The organism is Streptomyces sp. JK94, from assembly GCF_053613315.1.
This window is the reverse complement of sequence record NZ_JBSICH010000081.1, coordinates 1-4706: the sequence shown is the minus strand read 5'-3', so window position 1 is coordinate 4706 and position 4706 is coordinate 1. Positions and strand designations below refer to the sequence as shown.

Below are 4706 nucleotides of genomic sequence, written 5' to 3'. Positions count from 1 at the left end.
GCCCGCACTCCCCCGGCCTCACACTCCGCCATCAGCGCGTCGAGCGCCTCCCTGCCACCGGACACCACCGTCGACGCAGGACCGTTGACGGCCGCGACCGTCACCCGCCCCCCATAACCGGCGACGAGCCCCTCCACCTCGGCCACAGGACGCTGTACGGCCACCATGCCGCCATGACCGGCCAACTCGGCAGCGATCGCCCTGCTGCGCAGCGCCACCACCCGCGCCCCGTCCGCCACACTCAACGCACCCGCCACCACAGCAGCCGCGATCTCCCCCTGCGAATGACCCACAACGGCAGCCGGCCGCACACCGAACGACTCCCACACCGCCGCCAACGACACCATCACCGCCCACAACGCCGGCTGCACCACCTCCACCCGCTCCAACAACGCACCCTCACCCAGCGCGTCGAGAAGCGGAACATCCAGATACGGCTCCAGAGCAGCGGCACACTCCGCCATCCGCCCCGCGAACACCGGCTCCTCACCGAGCAGCTCCACCGCCATACCCACCCACTGCGACCCCTGACCGGGGAAGACCATGACGACGCGGTCGTCGGCCGTGGTGGCCGCGCCGTGGACGACGCCGGGTGTCGGGTGTCCCTCCGCCAGGTGGGCCAGTGCACGCTCCGGACCGGTGCCATCCCTGCCGACCGTGCCATCCGTGCCATCCGTGCCGAGGACGACCGCCCGGTGCCCGAGGACGGCGCGGGTGGTGGCCAGGGCGTGGCCGATGTCTTCGGCCGGTGTGCCGCTCCCCGTCAAGGGCAGCAGCCTCCGTGCCTGCTCACGCAGTGCCGCGTCGGACGCCGCCGACAGGACCCAGGGTGCGGCCGTACCGGGGTCGTGGGCGTCCTCGTCCGGTCCTTGTTGGGCCTCCGCCGCGTCCGGGCCCTGTTCCAGGATGACGTGGGCGTTCGTACCGCTCACTCCGAACGAGGAGACGCCGGCGCGGCGCGGCCGTCCGGTGTCCGGCCAGTCGCGCGAGCGGGTGAGCAGTTCCACCGTGCCGGCCGACCAGTCGATGTGCGGGGAACGCTCCTCGGCGTGCAGTGTCCGGGGCAGCTCGCGGTGGCGCAGGGCGAGGACGGTCTTGATGACGCCCGCGACGCCCGCCGCCGCCTGCGTGTGCCCGAGGTTGGACTTCACCGAGCCCAGCCACAGCGGCCGTTCCGGGTCCCGCCCCCGGCCGTAGGTCGCCAGCAGCGCCCCGGCCTCGATCGGGTCGCCGAGCTTCGTCCCCGTGCCGTGCGCCTCGACCACGTCGACGTCGGAGGTGTCCAGCCCCGCGTCGGCCAGCGCCGCCCGGATGACCCGCTGCTGCGCAGGTCCGCTGGGTGCGGAGAGGCCGTTGGAGGCGCCGTCCTGGTTGACCGCACTGCCGCGTACGACGGCGAGCACCTGGTGACCGTTGCGCCGCGCGTCCGAGAGCCGTTCCACGACCAGGACGCCGACGCCCTCGGCGAAGCCCGCGCCGTCCGCGCCGGAGCCGAAGGGCTTGCTGCGCCCGTCGGGGGCGAGGCCGCCCTGCCGGGTGAACTCGGTGAAGATGCCCGGGGTGGACATGACCGTGACGCCGCCGGCGAGGGCGAGGTCGCACTCGCCCTGGCGCAGCGAACGGACGGCCAGGTGCAGGGCGACCAGGGAGGCGGAGCAGGCGGTGTCGACGGTGACGGCGGGGCCCTCCGCGCCGAGGGTGTAGGCGACGCGCCCGGAGAGCACGCTGCCGATGTTGCCGGTGGCGGCGTATCCGGCGGTCTCCTCGGGGACGTCGGGGCTGACGGCGAGGTAGTCACCGCCGTTGGTGCCCGTGAAGACGGCCGCGCGGGTGCCGTGCAGGGTCGTCGGGTCGATGCCCGCCTGCTCCAGCGCCTCCCAGGTGGTCTCAAGGAGCAGCCGCTGCTGCGGGTCCATGGCCAGCGCCTCGCGCGGCGAGATCCCGAAGAACCCGGCGTCGAAGTCGCCCGCGTCGTGCAGGAAGCCGCCTTCCAGGGCGCGCGAGGTGCCGGTGCCGGCGAGCGTGTCGAGGTCCCAGCCGCGGTCGTCGGGGAAGGGGGTGATGGCGTCGCCGCCCTCCCGGAGCAGGCGCCACAGATCCTCGGGAGAGCGGACGTCGCCGGGGAAGCGGCAGCTCATGCCGACGACGGCGATCCGGTCGTCGTCGGTGCCGGACCGGTCGTTGCCGCCGACCGAGCGGGCGGGGCCGGCAGCCGGGGTGCCCGCGTCCGGCGCGGCATCCGCATCCGCATCGGTACCGGTCTCCGCATGGGCCAGCAGTTCCTCCCGCAAGTGGGCGGCGAGGGCGCGGGCGTTGGGGTGGTCGAAGACGATGGTGGAGGCCAGGCGCAGTCCGGTGACGCTGCCCAGCCGGTTGCGCAGTTCGACGGCGGTGACGGAGTCGAACCCGAGGTCGCGGTAGGCCGTGGCGGGGTCGACGGCGTCGGGGCCCGAGTGGCCGAGGACCAGGGCGGCCTGTTCGCGGACGAGACCGAGCAGGGCGGCCTCCTGTTCGGCGCGGTCGCCCAGCGCGCCGAGACGGGCGGCGAGACCGTCCGGGCCGTGCGCGGTGGTGGCCCGCGCCGGTCCGGCCGGTGCCGCCGTCGCGGTGAGCCGGCGTATCTCGGGCAGTTCACCGAGGAACGGGCTGGGCCGGGTGGCGGTGAAGGCGACGTGGAACCTGTCCCATTCCACGTCCGCGACCATGACGGCCGGCTCGGGCGCGCCCGCCGCCACGGTCATCGCGGCGGCGGCGCGGTCGGGGTCCATCACGGGCAGGCCGTGGCGGCCGGCCGTCGCCTCGATGTCTCCCTCGGCGGCCATGCCCCGCTCGTCCCAGATGCTCCAGGCGATGGAGGTGGCCGGCAGTCCGAGGGCCCGGCGCTGTTCGGCGAGGCCGTCCAGGTAGGCGTTGCCGGGGGCGTAGTTGCCCTGCCCGGAGGCGCCCAGCGTGCCCGCCAGGGACGAGAACAGGACGAAGGCGTCCAGGTCCGTGCCCAGGGTCAGCTCGTGCAGGTGGCGGGCGCCGTCCGCCTTGACCCGCAGGACGCGGTCGATCTGGCCGGGGGTGAGGCGTTCGATGACGGCGTCGTCGAGTACGGCGGCGGTGTGCACCACGGCCGTCAACGGGAGGTCTCGGGGCACCGAGGCCAGCAGCCCGGCGAGCGCGGCGCGGTCACTCACGTCGCAGGCGGTCAGGCTGACGCGGGCGCCGGCGGTCTCCAGTTCGGTGCGGAGTCCGTCGGCGCCGGGCGCGTCGGGGCCCCGGCGGCTGACCAGCAGGAGGTGTTCGGCGCCGGACCGGGCCAGGTGGCGGGCGACCCGGGCGCCGAGCCCTCCGGTGCCGCCGGTCACCAGGACGGTGCCGCGCGGTCGCCAGGCCGGGCGCGATCCGGTGCCGGGGGCGTGGGCGAGGCGGCGGACGAGGGCGCCGGAGGGGCGCAGGGCGACCTGGTCCTCGCCGGTGTCGCCGGTCAGGACCGCCGCGAGGAGACGGCCGGTGCGGGCGTCGGGCCGGGCCGGCAGGTCGATCAGGCCGCCGAACCGCCCGGGGTGTTCCAGGGCCGCGATCCGGCCGAGACCCCACACCAGGTGCTGGGCCGGGGCGCCGTCCCGGGCGGTCCGCGCGTCCTGGCCGGTAGCGGTGACCGCGTCGTGGGTCAGGCACCACAGGGGGCCGTCGGTGCCGGCGTCGCCGAGCGCCTGGAACAGGGCGATGGTGGTGGCGAGGCCGGTCCGCGGGACACCGTCGCCGGTGGGGGCGGGGCCGTCGGCCAGGGACAGCAGGGACAGCACGCCGGCGACGGGGCCCTCGGGCAGCAGCCCGGTGAGGTCCGCCCGGCCCATGCCGGCGGTCACGGTGAGGGGGGCGATGTCGCCGCCCTGCCGGCGTACGGCGGTGGCGACCACGTCGGCGTACTCGGCGGCGGCGGTGGAGCCGTCGGGTACGGCGAGCACCCAGGTGCCGGTCAGGACAGGGCTGTCGGGCAGGGAGGCGGGGTCCCAGCGCACGTGGTAGCGCCAGGAGTCGACGGCGGCCGTGGCCGTACGGTGCCGGTGCCAGGTCCGCAGGGCCGGCAGCACGTCGTCCAGGGCGTCGCCGTCGACTTCGAGGAGATCGGCGAGCGTTCCGGCGTCGGTGCTCTCCACGGCCTCCCAGAAGCCGGTGTCGTCGGCGGTCCCCGCGGGTGCGGCGGGCTCACGGAGGGCCTCGGGGTCCCACCAGTAGCGTTCACGCTGGAAGGCGTAGGTGGGCAGGTCGACGCGGCGGGCGCCGGCGGTGCTGAACGCCCGGCTCCACTCCACCGGCACACCGTGCGCGAACGCCTCGCCGAACGAGGTGAACAGCCGCCGGGTGCCGCCGTCGTCGCGTCGCAGCGTCCCGGTCACCACGGCCTCGTGACCGGCCGCCTCGGCGGTCTCCCGCACGGCGGCGGTCAGGACGGGGTGGGCGCTGCACTCGACGAACGCGTCGAACCCCTCGGCCGCCAGCGCGCCCACGGCTTCGGCGAACCGCACCCGGTCGCGCAGGTTGCGCACCCAGTACGCCGCGTCCGGAACCCCCTCACCGAGCCACTCCCCCGTGACCGTCGAGAAGAACGGCACCCGGGCACGGCCCGCACGGACCGGCCCGAGATCGGCGAGAATCCGGTCGGCCACGGAATCCACCTGCGCGGAATGGGAGGCGTAGTCGACGGGCACACGACG

Annotated in this window: 1 protein-coding gene; it reads right to left on the bottom strand. The window is 75.4% G+C overall.

Annotation, left to right across the window (positions count from 1 at the left end; translation table 11 throughout):
• Positions 1-4658, bottom strand: a 4658-nt coding sequence (locus ACVV2G_RS33235; protein WP_453846486.1) for an SDR family NAD(P)-dependent oxidoreductase, incomplete at its 3' end; no start/stop codon positions are given.
• Between the last annotated feature and the right edge of the window lie 48 nt (positions 4659-4706).